9 protein-coding genes are annotated in these 13414 nt (G+C 70.6%); 5 read left to right on the top strand and 4 right to left on the bottom strand.

The annotated features are described in order from the left end of the window. The first annotated feature begins 53 nt into the window (after positions 1-53). Positions 54-377 carry a helix-turn-helix transcriptional regulator gene (locus N5D62_RS22545; protein WP_279760141.1) on the top strand — a complete coding sequence of 108 codons (324 nt, stop codon included), beginning with the start codon at positions 54-56 and terminating at the stop codon, positions 375-377. After that, positions 374-1633, top strand: a complete 1260-nt coding sequence (locus N5D62_RS22540; RefSeq protein WP_279760139.1) for a type II toxin-antitoxin system HipA family toxin — start codon at positions 374-376, stop codon at positions 1631-1633. The genes N5D62_RS22545 and N5D62_RS22540 overlap by 4 nt, the downstream gene beginning before the upstream one ends. Positions 1634-1658: 25 nt before the next feature. On the opposite strand, the gene malG is transcribed toward N5D62_RS22540, so the two are convergent. The 4 genes from malG to ugpC are packed head-to-tail and all read right to left on the bottom strand — an operon-like array spanning position 1659 to position 6547. Continuing rightward, complete coding sequence (gene malG / locus N5D62_RS22535) at positions 1659-2549, bottom strand: maltose ABC transporter permease MalG (protein WP_279760138.1); 891 nt, start codon at positions 2547-2549, stop codon at positions 1659-1661. A gap of 13 nt (positions 2550-2562) precedes the next feature. Then, on the bottom strand, positions 2563-4227 hold the full coding sequence (gene malF / locus N5D62_RS22530) for a maltose ABC transporter permease MalF (protein ID WP_279760136.1): 1665 nt from the start codon (positions 4225-4227) through the stop codon (positions 2563-2565). After that, positions 4224-5450 (bottom strand): maltose/maltodextrin ABC transporter substrate-binding protein MalE, encoded by a 1227-nt coding sequence (gene malE, locus N5D62_RS22525; protein ID WP_279760134.1) that lies wholly within the window; start codon positions 5448-5450, stop codon positions 4224-4226. Before malE ends, malF begins: the two co-directional genes overlap by 4 nt. Beyond that, a complete protein-coding gene (ugpC, locus tag N5D62_RS22520) occupies positions 5447-6547 on the bottom strand; it encodes a sn-glycerol-3-phosphate ABC transporter ATP-binding protein UgpC (protein WP_279760133.1) in 1101 nt (366 codons plus the stop codon). The genes malE and ugpC overlap by 4 nt, the downstream gene beginning before the upstream one ends. A gap of 174 nt (positions 6548-6721) precedes the next feature. Here ugpC and N5D62_RS22515 point away from each other — a divergent pair, with 174 nt between their 5' ends. From N5D62_RS22515 to glgX, 3 genes are read left to right on the top strand one after another with little or no spacing between them, the layout of a single operon-like run. Then, a complete protein-coding gene (locus N5D62_RS22515) occupies positions 6722-9157 on the top strand; it encodes a glycogen/starch/alpha-glucan phosphorylase (protein ID WP_279760132.1) in 2436 nt (811 codons plus the stop codon). A 26-nt stretch (positions 9158-9183) separates the two neighbouring features. Continuing rightward, the gene (gene glgB / locus N5D62_RS22510) at positions 9184-11220 is read left to right on the top strand and encodes a 1,4-alpha-glucan branching protein GlgB (protein ID WP_279760131.1); all 2037 of its coding nucleotides are present in this window, start codon (positions 9184-9186) and stop codon (positions 11218-11220) included. Continuing rightward, positions 11217-13406 (top strand): glycogen debranching protein GlgX, encoded by a 2190-nt coding sequence (glgX, locus tag N5D62_RS22505; RefSeq protein ID WP_279760130.1) that lies wholly within the window; start codon positions 11217-11219, stop codon positions 13404-13406. The genes glgB and glgX overlap by 4 nt, the downstream gene beginning before the upstream one ends. The last annotated feature ends 8 nt before the right edge of the window (positions 13407-13414 follow it).

Raw genomic sequence — 13414 nt, 5'->3', positions numbered from 1 at the left:
GAATGGTGAACATGCCGAGCAAGCCGCCCATCGTGTTCCCCCAGGAGCAGAGGATGCTGACCCAACTGGGGGAGCGCATTCGCCTGGCGCGTCTGAGACGCAAGTTGAGCAGCGCGACAGTATCGAGTCGCGCCGGCATTTCTCGTACCACCCTCTACAAGGTGGAAGTCGGCGATGCCGGCGTCACCCTCGGCACCTACCTGCGTGTGCTGGCCGCGTTGGGGTTGGACAAGGACTTCAACGGCCTCGCCGCCGACGACCATGTCGGGCGGCGTTTGCAGGATCTGGCGATGGCGCCGGCGCCTGCAGCAAGGCGAACTCGAACCGCGGGAGTCAAGCCGGCTCACTCCGATCCTCCCGACGCGGAGGACACATGAAGGATCGACCTGGGAGGCTGGAGGTGTGGCTGGACTGCGATCTGGGTCCGGCGACGCTGGTGGGGACGCTGTCGCACGACCGCGGACAGGTCCGATTCAGGTACGAGCGGCAATGGCTCGAGGATCCCCGCGCGTTCGCGCTGGACCCCGAGTTGAACCTGGACGCGCAACCGTTCTTCCCGAAGCCGGACACCGGCAACTTCGGCATCTTCCTGGACTCGTCGCCGGACCGCTGGGGCCAGACGCTCATGAAGCGGCGGGAAGCGCTGCAGGCCAAGGCATCGCGTCGGGTCGCCCGAGCCTTGTATGCCTGGGACTTCCTCATCGGCGTGCAGGACCTCACCCGGCAAGGCGCGTTGCGCTTCCGCTTCGAAGGGGCCCCGGGGTTCCTGGACGACGACGGCCTGGCGGCGCCGCCGGTGACCACGCTGCGCGAGCTCGAGGCCGTCGCATACGAACTGACCAATCGCCGGATCGACGATCTGGCGGCATTGCGACGTTGGCTGGCGGTGCTGGTGGCTCCCGGCGCCTCGTTGGGCGGCGCGAGGCCCAAGGCCAACTTCACCGAAGCCGATGGCGCGCTGTGGATCGGCAAGTTCCCCGCGCGCGATGACGACCGGGATGTCGGCGCGTGGGAGCATGTCGCTCATGCCCTCGCGCAGCAGGCCGGCATCGCGGTGCCGCAAGCCAGGCTGCTGCGGCTCAACAACGAGTTCCACACCTTCTGCGTGCAGCGTTTCGATCGTTCCGGAGGGCGGCGGCGCTTCTACGCGTCGGCGATGACGCTCCTCGGCAAGGCTCAGAGCGAGGGCACGAGCTACCTGGAGCTGGCGCAGTTCATCCGGCGCAGCGGGGCGAACGCGCATGTGGATGAAGACCTGGAGCAGCTCTTCCGGCGCGTGGTCTTCAACGTCGCCATCGGCAATCGCGACGATCACCTGCGCAACCATGGCTTCGTGCTCGACAAGACAGGGTGGCGACTGGCGCCGGCCTTCGACGTCAATCCAAACGTCGACAAGGCCGAGCATGTGCTGAACCTCGACGACGTCGACAACCGCCCCAGTCTGGAGACCGTGCGGAGCACCCACGCGTTCTATGGATTGACCAAGGACGACAGCGATGGCGTCATCGAGGACGTCCTGTCGGCCGTCGATGGATGGCGGGCGCTGGCACGGCGTCACCGCATCCCGGCGGCGGACATCGAGGCCACCGCCGCCGCGTTCTCGGCCCATGCGGAGCATCGAGGCGGCGCCTGAGCGGCGCGCCGGGCACCACTTCCGTTCAGCCCTTCACCCCACCCGCCGTCAGCCCCGACACGATCCAGCGCTGCGCCAGCAGGAACACCGCCGTGATCGGCAGCCCCGACAGCACCGCCGCCGCCGCGAAGTCGCCCCACAGGAAACGCTGGTCGTGCAGGTAGTACTTCGACCCCACCGCCAGCGTCAGGTTGGACTCCTCGCGCAGCAGCACCGACGCCACCGGGTACTCGATGATGCAGCCGATGAAGGCCAGCACGAACACCACCATCAGGATCGGCACCGCCATCGGCAGCAGCACCAGCCGGAACGCCTGCCAGTGCGTCGCGCCGTCGACCTTGGCGTTCTCCTCGATCTCCACCGGGATCGTCTCGAAGTAGCCCTTGATGGTCCAGATGTGCGTCGCCACGCCGCCCAGGTAGGCCACGATCACCCCCGCGTGCGTCTCGATGCCGAGCCACGGCACGAAGGCCCCGATCGTCTCGAAGATCGCGTAGATCGCCACCAGCGCCAGCACCGGCGGGAACATCTGCAGCAGCAGCATGCTGTTCAGGATCCCGCCCTTGAACGGGAAACGCAGCCGCGCGAAGCCGTAGGCCGCCGTCGTCGAGATCGCCACGATCAGCACCGCCGAGATCGTCGCCACCTTGATCGAGTTCCACAGCCAGGTCAGCACCGGGAACGGCGGCTGCACCAGCGAGCCGTCCGCCGCCTGGTACGGAATGCCCAGCGCCAGCTGCCAGTGCTCCAGGCTGATCGTCGTCGGGATCAGGCTGCCGGTGGCGAAGTTGCCCGGCCGCAGCGAGATCGACACCACCGCCAGCAGCGGGAACAGCGTCACCGCCAGGAACACCCACAGCAGCGCATGCGCCGCCACGACGCGCCAGCGCGCCTGCTTGCCTCGAACGATGGCCATGGTCCCGGCGTCCTTATTGGTTGGCTTTGCGCATGAGCCGCAAGTTGAGGAGCGACATCGCCGCCACCAGGATGAAGATCAGCGTCGAGATCGCCGCCGCGAGCCCGAAGTCCGTGCCCGAGTCGCGGAACGCGATCCGGTAGGTGTAGCTGACCAGGATGTCGGTCTGCCCCGCCGGGATCTTGGTCGACAGGTAGTCCGGCCGGCCATCGGTCAGCAGCGCGATCAGCACGAAGTTGTTGAAGTTGAACGCGAAGGCCGACACCAGCAGCGGCGACAGCGGCTTGATGATCAGCGGCGCCGTGATCTTGAAGAAGTTGGTCAGCGGCCCCGCGCCGGCCAGCGCCGAGGCCTCGTACAGGTCCGAGGGGATCGCCTTCAGCAACCCCGTGCACAGGATCATGATGTACGGGTAGCCCAGCCACACGTTGACGATCAGCAGCATCGTCCGCGCCAGCGACGGGTCCGCGAACCACGCCGGCCGCACGCCGAAGAGCGCATCCAGGATCGCGTTGATCTCGCCGAAGTTCTGGTTGAACAGGCCCTTGAACACCAGGATCGAGATGAAGCCCGGCACCGCGTAGGGCAGGAACAGCAGCGTCCGGTAGGTGGTGCGGAACCGCAGGTCCTCCCAGTTCAGCAGCACCGCCAGCATCATCCCGATCGCCGTGGCGAAGACCACCGTCAGCAGCGAGAACACGACCGTCCAGCCGAAGATCGACAGGAAGGGGCCGCGGAACTCCGCGTCGAACAGCATGCGCTGGTAGTTGCGCGCGCCGACCTGCACCTTGTAGCCCGGCGCCAGGTGCGTGCCCGCGGCCGCGCCCTGGCCCTCGTAGTAGCCGGTGCCCGCGTCCGGCCGGAAGAGGGCGCCGTCGGCGACGCGCTTCATCGCGCCGTCGGACTGTTCCTCGAAGTGGGGCCGGATCGGGCCGAACTCGCGCAGGCCCAGGTAGCGCAGCGTCGACGTGTCCCCCACGCCGCCGGTGGCCCCGGTGCCGCCCGCCTGGCCCGGCAGGCGCAGCCGCAGCTGCGCGAGCGCCAACCGGTGATCGACCAGTTCCTTCAGCGTGAGCGCCGTGCCCAGCGTCGCGTCCGCCGGCCCCACGGCCTGCATCGCGACGTCCAGGGGCTTGTCCGTCTGCCGCAGCGCCAGCGGCGGGGAGACGAACTGCGCCGCGCCCGTGGCCGGATCGCGCAGCACCACCCGGAAGTCGCTGCCCGCGCCATGCACGCTGCTGTCGCGCACCTCGTCCAGCACCGTGTCGTGCTGCTCCAGCAGGAACTCGCGCACCCGCTCCTGGCTCAGCAGGTGGGCCGACGAGTAGTTGGTGAAGCCGATCTGCGTCGTGTACGCGAGCGGGAAGGCGATGAACAGCAGCATCCCGGCCACGCCGGGAAACAGGTAGCGGTAGGCGAAGCCCGCGCGCGACAGGTAGACCGCGAAGCCGGCGCCCGCCAGCAGCAGCACGCCCAGCGCCCAGGCGGTCAGCCCCGCCGCGTACAGCATGAACACGAGGTACAGCGCCGCCAATGCGACCACCGCGAGCGTGGGCCAGTACAGGCCCTTGGCGAGCCGGTCCAGCACGCCGGGCGGCTGGCGGGTGTAGGCCTCGGACAGCGGCGAGCCCGGCAGGCTGGCGGCGAGCGCCGAGGTGGAGGCGGTCGTGGCGTTCATTGCTTGAGCAGCATCCGGCCCGACGCGCCGTCCAGCGCGTCCTTGGGGCTTTGCAGGCCGTTGGTGATCGCCTCCAGCGCCGCGTCCATCGCGGTCCAGAAACGGCCCACCTCGGGGATGTTGGGAATGGCCTCGCCGGCGCGGGCGTTGTCCATGCTGGCGCGGATCAGCGGGTTCACCGACAGCGCCTGGTAGAAGGCCTTGTTGGCCGGCACGCCGATGGGCACGTCCGCGTCGAGCACCTTCAGCGACTCGGGCCGCATCAGGTGGCGTTCGATGAACTCGCGCGCCAGGTCCTTGTGCTTGGACGGCGCCGAGATCATGCAGCCCAGCACGCCGACGAAGGGCTTGGACGGCTTGCCCGGCACCACCGCCGGGATCGGCGCGACGCCGATGTCGATGCCGGCCTTGCGCGCGTTGTCCCAGGCCCAGGGGCCGGAGATCATCATCGCGACCTCGCCGCGCGCGAAGCTCGATTCCATCTCCGAGTAGCGCGCGCCGCGCGGCATCGCGCCGTCCTGGATCAGCCGCGCCAGCATCCGGCCCGCGGCCAGCGCGCCCTCGTTGTTCACGTTGACCTGGCGGGCGTCGAAGTCGCCCTGCGCGTCACGGCCGAAGATCACGCCGCCGGCGCCCGCGAACATCGGCCAGGTGAAGAAGCTCTTGTTGTAGTCCCACAGGATCGCGTGCTTGCCGCGCGGACGCAGCTGCTGGTCCAGCGCGATGACCTCGTCCCAGGTCGCCGGCGGCCTGGCCACCAGCGCCTTGTTGTAGATCAGGCCGGTGGTCTCGATCGCGATCGGATATCCCCAGTAGCGGCCCTGGTAGCGGAAGGCCTGCCACGCGGCGGGCTCGACCTCCTCATACAGCGCCTTGCGCGGCTGCACCGGCGTCAGCAGCCCGGCCTTGGCCCATTCGCCGACGCGGTCGTGCGGCCAGCAGAAGACGTCCGGCCCCTTGCCGGCGCCCGCGGCCTGCGTGTACTTCTCGGGCGCGTCGACCGGGTGCTCGACGACGACCTTCACGCCGGACTCGCGCTCGAACGCGTCACCGACCTTCTGCAGCCCGTTGTAGGCCTTGTCGCCGTTGATCCAGACCAGCAGCTTGGGCGCGGCCTGCGCCGCGACCTTCTCGCAGCCGCCGAGCAGCGCCAGCGCCGCCGCGGCCAGCATCGCGGCCTTCAGCCGCCTGGCGCGGCCGCCTTCCTCGCGGCGACCGCTCATGCCGCGGCTCCGAGGCGCTTGAACGCGAGGCCGTCGGCGTCGAAGAGGTAGCAGAGGTCCGGCGGCAGGTGCAGCTGCAGCGTGTCGCCGGAACGCACGCGGGTCCGGCCGTCGAATTCGCAGGTGAGGGCGTCCTCCACGCCCGGGTAGGCGCAGTACGCATGCGTCACGCCGCCGAGCGATTCCACGAAGGTGACGGTGCTGGCGATCAGGTTGGCGTCGCCGCCGACCTCGACATGTTCCGGCCGCACGCCCAGCGTGACCTTGTCGCCGGCCCGGGCCCGCGCGGCATCGACCCGCGCGCGGATCGTCGCGCCGTCGCCCAGGCGCAGCGTCGCGTGAGCGGCGGAGGCCTCGACGACCTCGGCCTCGATGAAGTTCATCCTCGGGCTGCCGATGAACCCGGCGACGAAGAGGTTGTCGGGGTGCTCGTACAGCTCCAGCGGCGTGCCCACCTGCTCGATGCGGCCGGCGCTGAGCACGACGATGCGGTCCGCCAGCGTCATCGCCTCGACCTGGTCGTGGGTGACGTAGACCATCGTGGTCTTCAGGTCCTCGTGCAGCTTCGCGAACTCGTAGCGCATGCGCACCCGCAGCGCGGCGTCCAGGTTGGACAGCGGCTCGTCGAACAGGAACACCTCGGGCTTGCGCACGATCGCGCGGCCGATGGCCACGCGCTGGCGCTGACCGCCCGAGAGGTCCTTGGGCTTGCGCTCGAGCAGGTGCTCGATGTGCAGGATGCGCGCGGCGTAGCGCACCGCGCGGTCGATCTCGTCCTTGGGCACCTTGGCCAGCTTCAACCCGAACGCCATGTTGTCGTACAGGTTCATGTGGGGGTAGAGCGCGTAGCTCTGGAACACCATCGCGATGCCGCGCTCGGCCGGCGGCACGTCGTTGACCAGGCGGCCGCCGATGCGCATCTCGCCGCCGGTGATGTCCTCCAGCCCGGCGATCGTGCGCAGCAGCGTCGACTTGCCGCAGCCCGACGGCCCGACGAAGACCATGAACTCGCCGTCGCGAATCTCCAGGTCGATGCCATGCAGGATCTTGGTCTCGCCATAGGCCTTGGCCACGGCTTGCAGCTTCACGTCCGCCACGGGTCGTCTCCTTGTTTGTAGAGAATATACATGTCGAACTGCGGGTTCACAACGCGGTCACACCCGGCATCGCCCGAACGAATCTCCTGGAATCAATGACTTGCCATCGATGTCGGGATAACCCGATGTAGTGAAACTACAGAACTTTTGGTCGCTTGAGGGATACTTCGCCGCATGACGACCGCCTCCCCCGACCTGACCACCGCGTTCGCGCAGGCGCTGCACCGCGAACTCCACCTGGCCGGCGCCGAACCCGGTCCGCAGGCGCTGATGCGCGCCGCGGCGACCGCCTGCCGCGAGCTGCTCGGCCAGCGCTGGGCCGACACGCAAGCCGCCGACGCCCTGCGCGGCGAGCGCGCCGAGGTGCGCCGCGTGCACTACCTGTCGATGGAGTTCCTGATGGGCCGCGCGCTGGGCAACGCGCTGGCCGCGCTGAGGCTGGACGATACGCTGCGCACCGCCTTCGCCGGGCAGGGGCAGTCCCTGCCGGACGTGCTCGAACGCGAGCAGGACGCGGCGCTGGGCAACGGCGGCCTGGGCCGGCTGGCGGCCTGTTTCCTGGACTCCTTCGCGGAACTGGGCCTGCCGTCCTTCGGCTACGGGCTGCGTTACCAGTACGGCATGTTCGCGCAGGGCATCGAGGACGGCCGCCAGGTCGAGGCGCCCGACGACTGGATGGCGCTGGGCAATGCCTGGGAGACGATGCGGCCCGAGCTGCGCTACCCGGTGGGCTTCGGCGGTCACGTGGCCGTCGCGGCGGACGGCAGTCGCCGCTGGCTGCCCGCCGAGCACCTGGTCGCGCAGGCCTACGACTTCATCGTGCCGGCGCATCACACCGAGCGCGTCTCGACGCTGCGCCAGTGGCAGGCGCAGGCCGCCGCGCCGATCGACTTCGCCGCCTTCTGCCGCGGCGAGCACCACGCCGCCGCCGCCCACCGCGTCGCGGCCGACGCGCTGAACTGGGTGCTCTATCCGGACGACAGCACCGAGGCCGGCCGCGTGCTGCGCCTGAAGCAGGAGGCCTTCCTGGTCAGCGCGTCGATGCAGGATCTGATCGCGCGCCACCTGCGCGAGTTCGGCGCGCTGGACGGGCTCGGCCGCCTGAACGCGATCCACCTGAACGACACGCACCCGGCGCTGGCGCCGGCCGAGCTGATGCGGCTGCTGGTGGACGAGCACGGCCTGGGCTGGGACGAGGCCTGGGCGATCACCCGCCAGGCGGTCAGCTACACCAACCACACGCTGATGCCGGAGGCGCTGGAGACCTGGCCGGTGCGGCTGTTCGAGCAGTTGCTGCCGCGCCACCTCGAGATCGTCTACGAGATCAACGCCCGCTTCCTGGACGAGGTGCGGGAGTACTTCCCCGGCGACGAGGACCTGGTGCGCCGCGTCTCGCTGATCGACGAAGGCAGCCATGGCGAGCGCCGCGTGCGCATGGCCGCGCTGAGCATCGTGGCCTCGCACCGGGTCAACGGCGTCGCGGCGCTGCATTCGGAGCTGATGGTCCAGACCATCTTCGCGGACTACGCGCGGCTGTTCCCGGAGCGCTTCCACAACGTCACCAACGGCGTGACGCCGCGCCGCTGGCTGCAGCAGGCCAACCCGGGGCTGTCGGCGCTGCTGGACACGCGCATCGGCACCGGCTGGCGCCAGCGCCTGGACGAGCTGGAGAAGCTCAAGCCGCGCGCCGCCGATCCGGCGCTGGGCGAGCAGCTGTTGTCCGTCAAGCGCGGCAACAAGCAGCGCCTGGCCGCGCGCATCGAGCGCGAGCTGGGCGTGACGGTGAACGTGGACAGCCTGTTCGACGTCCAGATCAAGCGCATCCACGAGTACAAGCGCCAGCTGCTCAACCTGCTGCACGTCGTCGCCCGCTACCAGGCGATCGTCGCGGACCCGGGCGCGGACTGGGTGCCGCGCACCGTGGTGATCGCGGGCAAGGCGGCGTCGGCCTACGTGGCGGCCAAGTCCATCATCCAGCTGGCGCATGACGTGGCCCGCGTGGTCAACGGCGACCCGCGCGTCGGCGACCGGCTCAAACTGGTGTTCCTGCCCAACTACGGCGTGTCGCTGGCCGAGGCCATCATTCCCGCGGCCGACCTGTCCGAGCAGATCTCCACCGCCGGCACCGAGGCCTCGGGCACCGGCAACATGAAGTTCGCGCTCAACGGCGCGCTGACGATCGGCACCTGGGACGGCGCCAACATCGAGATGGCGCAGGCCTTCGGCGAGCGCCACATGTTCACCTTCGGCCTGAAGGCCGAGCAGGTCGACGCGCTCAAGCGCGTCGGCTACGAGCCCCGCGCCGTCGTCGAGCAGAACGCGCAGTTGCGCGCCGTGATCGAGGCGATCGCCGGCGGCGAGTTCTCCGACGGCGACACCGGCCGCTACCGCGCGCTGGTCGACCGGCTGCTGGGCGAGGACGTCTACCTGCTGATGGCCGACTTCGCCGACTACCTGCGCGCGCAGGCCGAGGTCGACGCGCTGTTCCGCGATCGCCGCGCCTGGGCCGAGCGCGTGGCGCTGAACATCGCCGGCATGGGCATGTTCTCGTCGGACCGTACGATCGAGGAGTACGTCGACCGCGTCTGGTCGGCGAAGAGCCTGCGCTGACCTCCCGGCTTCCGAGGATCCCGCCCATGCCGCTGCTGCCCGACGCCGATCTCGCGCTGCTCGCGCGCGGCGATCACCCGCGCCCGTGGCGCTGGCTGGGCGCGCATCCGATGACTCTGGACGGCGTGCCCGGCGTGCCGGGCGTGCCTGGCGTCCCTGGCGTCCGTTTCGCGGTGTGGGCGCCGGCGGCGCTGCGGGTCGCCGTCGTCGGCGATTTCAACGGCTGGGACGGCGCCGCGCATCCGATGCGCCGGCGCGACGAGCACGACGCCGGGATCTGGGAAGTCTTCGTGCCCGACGCGGCGCGCGGCCAGTTCTACAAGTACGAGATCACCGCGGCCGACGGCACCGTGCTGCCGCTGAAGGCCGATCCCTACGCGTTCCGGGCGCAGCGGCGGCCGGACACCGCGAGCATCGTCGACCCGTTGCCCGCGCCGCATCCGCTGCCCGCCGACCGCGCCGCGCGCAACCGGCGCGACGCGCCGATCAGCGCGTACGAGGTGCACGCGACGTCGTGGCGCCGTGAGGGCGGCGAGGCGCGGACCCGCATCGTGGCCGGCGAGCAGGCTGGCGATCGGGGCGACACCCTCGAGCGAGAGAGCGAGTCTCCGGCGTTCCCGGATTGGGACTTCCTCGCGCGCGAGCTGCCGCCGTACGCGGCGGGCCTGGGCTTCACCCACGTGGAGCTGATGCCGATCACCGAGTACCCGTTCGACGGCTCCTGGGGTTACCAGACGCTGGGCCTGCACGCGCCGACCGCGCGGCTGGGACCGCCCGAGGGCCTGCGCCGCTTCGTCGACGCCTGCCACGCGGCCGGGCTGGGCGTGCTGCTGGACTTCGTCCCGGCGCATTTCCCCGAGGACCCGCATGGCCTCGCGCGTTTCGACGGCACGCCGCTGTACGAGCACGCCGATCCCCGCGAGGGCTGGCACCGCGACTGGCACACGCTGATCTACGACTTCGGCAAGCCGCAGGTGCGGCAGTTCCTGTGCGGCGCGGCGCTGTACTGGGCCGAGTGCTTCGGCATCGACGGCCTGCGCGTCGACGCGGTGGCCTCGATGCTGTACCGCGACTACTCGCGCCCCGATGGCGAATGGGTGCCCAACGTCCACGGCGGCAAGGAGAACCTGGAGGCGATCGCGCTGCTGCGCCAGCTCAACGCGCTGCTGGGCCGCGAGGCGCCCGGCGTGATCACGATCGCCGAGGAGTCGACCGCGTTCCCGCTGGTGTCCGCGCCGACCGATGTCGGCGGCCTGGGGTTCCACTTCAAATGGAACATGGGCTGGATGAACGACACGCTGCATTACCTGCGCGAGCAGCCGGTCCACCGCGCCTGGCACCACGAGAAGATGAGCTTCGGCCTGGTCTACGCGTTCAGCGAGAACTTCCAGCTGCCGCTGTCGCATGACGAGGTGGTGCACGGCAAGGGCTCGCTGCTGATGAAGGTGCCGGCCGAGGCGGGCGATCCGGCCGATTGGCAGCGCTTCGCCACGCTGCGCGCGTACTTCGGCTTCATGTGGGCGCATCCGGGCAAGAAGCTGCTGTTCATGGGGCAGGAATTCGCGCAGCGCGACGAATGGGACTTCGCGCGCGCGCTGCCCTGGGAGTTGCTCGACGACCCGCGGCACGCCGGCGTGCAGCGGCTGGTCGGCGACCTGAACCGGCTCTACCGCGACCAGCCGGCGTTGCACCGCCTGGACGGCGAGCGCGACGGCTTCGAGTGGCTGGTCGAGGACGACCGCGCGCGATCGGTCCTCGCCTGGGTGCGCCGCGGCGGCGCCGGCACCGAGGACGCCTGCGTGGTCGCCGTCTGCAATTTCACGCCGGTGCCGCGCGCCGCGTACCGGCTGCCGCTGCCGCGCGGCGGCGCCTGGCGCGAGGTGCTGAACACCGACGCGGCGGTCTACGGCGGCAGCGATGTCATGAGCGGCGCGCAGGATCCGGCGCATCCGCGCCTGGCGCCCGACGACGATCCCGCGATCACGTTGACGCTGCCGCCGCTGGCGACGATCTTCCTGATGCCGGCCCCGGCCGGCGACCCCCCTTCTTCGAGCCCCGCATGAGCGCAGCCGCCGTCACGCCCGTTCCTCCTGTTCCTCCCGTCGCGTCCGTCCTGCCCGACGCCGTCGAGCCCGGCCGTCACGAGCCGCTGGGCGCCACCGTGCGCGACGGCGGCGTCAACCTGGCGGTGTTCTCGGCGCATGCGCATCGCGTCGAGGTCTGCCTGTACGACGAGGACGGCAGGACCGAGCGACGCCGCTACGCGCTGCACGGTCCCGTCGACGGCGTGTGGAGCGGCTTCCTGCCCGGCGTGCGCGCGGGCCAGCTCTACGGGCTGCGTGCGCACGGGCCGCACGCGCCGCGCGAGGGCCATCGCTTCAATCCCCACAAGCTGGTGCTGGACCCGTACGCGCGCGAGATCGTCGGCGAGTTCCGCAACCTGCCCGAGGACCACGGCTATCCGTTCGGCCATCCGGACGGGCCGCTGGCGCTGGACGAGCGCGACAACGGCGCCACCGCGCTGAAGGCGCGGGTCGCCGCGCCGAGCGCCGGCCCGGGCCCGCGTGGCAACGCACCGCGCCACGCGCCGCGCGACGTCGTGCTCTACGAGGTCCATGTGAAGGGCTTCTCGATGCGCCACCCGGCGATCCCGGAGGCGCTGCGCGGCAGCTACGCCGCGCTCGCGCATCCGGCCGCGATCGCGCATTTCAAGCGCCTGGGCGTGACGACGCTGTCGCTGCTGCCGGTGCAGTTCGCCGTCGACGAGCCCCATCTGTTCGGCACCGGGCTGCGCAACTACTGGGGCTACAACACGCTGGGTTTCTTCGCGCCCGATCCGCGGCTGGCGTCCGCCGCCGCGCGCCACGATCCCACCGCGGTCGCGGCGGAGTTCCGCGCGATGGTCCATGCGCTGCACGAGGCCGGCCTCGAGGTGGTGCTCGACGTCGTCTACAACCACACGCCCGAGGGCAACGAATGGGGCCCGACGCTGTCGCTGCGCGGGCTGGACCAGAAGAGCTACTACCGCCTGCAGGCCGACGATCCGTCGCGGATGGAGAACCTCACCGCCTGCGGCAACACCGTCAACGTCGAGCATCCGCGGGTGGCGCAGCTGGTGCTGGACTCGCTGCGCTTCTGGGTCGGCGAGATGGGCGTCGACGGCTTCCGCTTCGACCTCGCGCCGGTGCTGGGACGCACGGCCGCCGGCCACGATCCGCGGTCGGCGTTCTACACCGCGCTGCGCCAGGACCCGCTGCTGGCGCAGGTCCACCTGATCGCCGAGCCCTGGGACGCGGGGCCCGACGGCTACCAGCTCGGGCGTTTCCCCGGCCGCTTCATGGAGTGGAACGACAAGTTCCGCGACGCCGCGCGCGGCTTCTGGCTCGGCCACGGGCCGGACGGCACGACGATCGGCCGCGGCGAGTTCGCGCGGCGCTTCAGCGCGTCCAGCGACGTGTTCGATCCCGAGCCGCCCGCCAACGGCACCGGTCAGCGCGCGCCGCTGGCCTCGATCAACTTCCTGGTCGTGCACGACGGCTACACGCTGAACGACCTGGTCAGCTTCAGCCGCAAGCACAACGAGGCCAACGGCGAGGACAACCGCGACGGCCGCGACGGCGAGCTGTGCGGCAACTTCGGCGTCGAGGGGCCGACCGACGATCCCGCCATCCACCAGGCCCGCGAGCGCGCGCGCCGCGCGATGCTCGCGACGCTGCTGCTGTCGCAGGGCACGCCGATGCTGTATTCGGGCGACGAGTTCGGCAACGGCCAGGGCGGCAACAACAACGCCTACTGCCAGGACAACGCGATCGGCTGGCTCGACTGGCCGTCCGCCGACGAGTCGCTGATCGCCTTCACCGCCGAGCTGGCGCGGCTGCGCCGGGCGCATCCGTTGCTTCGCCACCCGCGATGGTTCGTGGCGCCCGGTTGCGATGGCGCGACGCTGCGCTGGTTCCATCCCGACGGGCACGAGATGCGCGACCACGACTGGCACGAGGGCGGCCGCCACGCGCTGACCGCGCTGCTGGGCGATGGCCGCGAGCGCCTGCTGATGACGGTCAATCCCGGCCCGGAGGCGACGCGCTTCGCGCTGCCGCCGGCGGGCGAGGGCGCCCGCGAACCGGCGCGCTGGACCTTGCTGCTCGACAGCAGCGGTGAACTCGTCCCCGGACCGCTGGACGGCGCCGTGCTGACCGCGCCCGCGCGCAGCCTGCTGCTCTGCCTCGAGAATTCCCCCGATCACCCCTGAGCGACACC

Source organism: Mitsuaria sp. GD03876 (genome assembly GCF_029840635.1).
In the GTDB taxonomy this organism is placed as follows: Bacteria; Pseudomonadota; Gammaproteobacteria; order Burkholderiales; family Burkholderiaceae_C; genus Roseateles.
This window is presented reverse-complemented; position numbering and strand designations above follow the sequence as displayed.

What these genes read in the sequence shown, in the direction of transcription:
- N5D62_RS22545 (WP_279760141.1), top strand. Translation starts at nt 54, where the DNA reads ATGCTGACCCAACTGGGGGAGCGCATTCGCCTGGCGCGTCTGAGACGC.
- N5D62_RS22540 (WP_279760139.1), top strand. Translation starts at nt 374, where the DNA reads ATGAAGGATCGACCTGGGAGGCTGGAGGTGTGGCTGGACTGCGATCTG.
- malG (WP_279760138.1), bottom strand. Translation starts at nt 2,549, where the DNA reads ATGGCCATCGTTCGAGGCAAGCAGGCGCGCTGGCGCGTCGTGGCGGCG.
- malF (WP_279760136.1), bottom strand. Translation starts at nt 4,227, where the DNA reads ATGAACGCCACGACCGCCTCCACCTCGGCGCTCGCCGCCAGCCTGCCG.
- malE (WP_279760134.1), bottom strand. Translation starts at nt 5,450, where the DNA reads ATGAGCGGTCGCCGCGAGGAAGGCGGCCGCGCCAGGCGGCTGAAGGCC.
- N5D62_RS22515 (WP_279760132.1), top strand. Translation starts at nt 6,722, where the DNA reads ATGACGACCGCCTCCCCCGACCTGACCACCGCGTTCGCGCAGGCGCTG.
- glgB (WP_279760131.1), top strand. Translation starts at nt 9,184, where the DNA reads ATGCCGCTGCTGCCCGACGCCGATCTCGCGCTGCTCGCGCGCGGCGAT.
- glgX (WP_279760130.1), top strand. Translation starts at nt 11,217, where the DNA reads ATGAGCGCAGCCGCCGTCACGCCCGTTCCTCCTGTTCCTCCCGTCGCG.